General features: G+C 55.9%; 1 protein-coding gene. It reads right to left on the bottom strand.

Annotated elements, in window-relative coordinates; genetic code table 11:
• Positions 1–542: VCBS domain-containing protein (locus CXF86_RS20025; protein ID WP_219622752.1), on the bottom strand; the 542-nt coding region annotated here is incomplete at both ends.

The following is a 542-nucleotide window of genomic DNA, read 5'->3' as shown; positions in this document are numbered from 1 at the left end:
GTGGGTTTCACCCGAGGCGAGGGCATCAACCAAGGCGTTATTAGCTAAGGTGTAACTCCACACGCCGGTGCTGGCATTAATGCCGAAGGTACCGTAGTCATTGACCTGAGGGACAAAGCCCCAGCTCCAACTGGCCCCGTTATCGACATCACTGGCGGTTAAGGTGCCGCCCGTGGTGAGGCTGCCTGGCTCTGGATCATTACCGCCATCCATGACGCCCGCTTCTAAGACTTCGCCAGTCGCGTCGGCAATGGTGGAAGTGATCAACGGAATATCGTTGGTGCCGGTGACAGTCACGGTGACAATTTGAGTGCTGAATGCACCAAACTCATCGGTGACGGTGACTAAGAAGGTCTCGTCGTGGGTTTCACCCGAGGCGAGGGCATCAACCAAGGCATTGTTAGCTAAGGTGTAACTCCACACGCCGGTGCTGGCATTAATGCCGAAGGTACCATAGTCATTGACCTGAGGGACAAAATCCCAGCTCCAACTGGCCCCGTTATCGACATCACTGGCGGTTAAGGTGCCGCCCGTGGTGAGAT

This window comes from Shewanella sp. GutCb, from assembly GCF_002836135.1.
Classification (GTDB): Bacteria; Pseudomonadota; Gammaproteobacteria; order Enterobacterales; family Shewanellaceae; genus Shewanella.
Note: the sequence above shows the minus strand (reverse complement) of the source record. Positions and strands in the feature narration are given on the sequence as shown.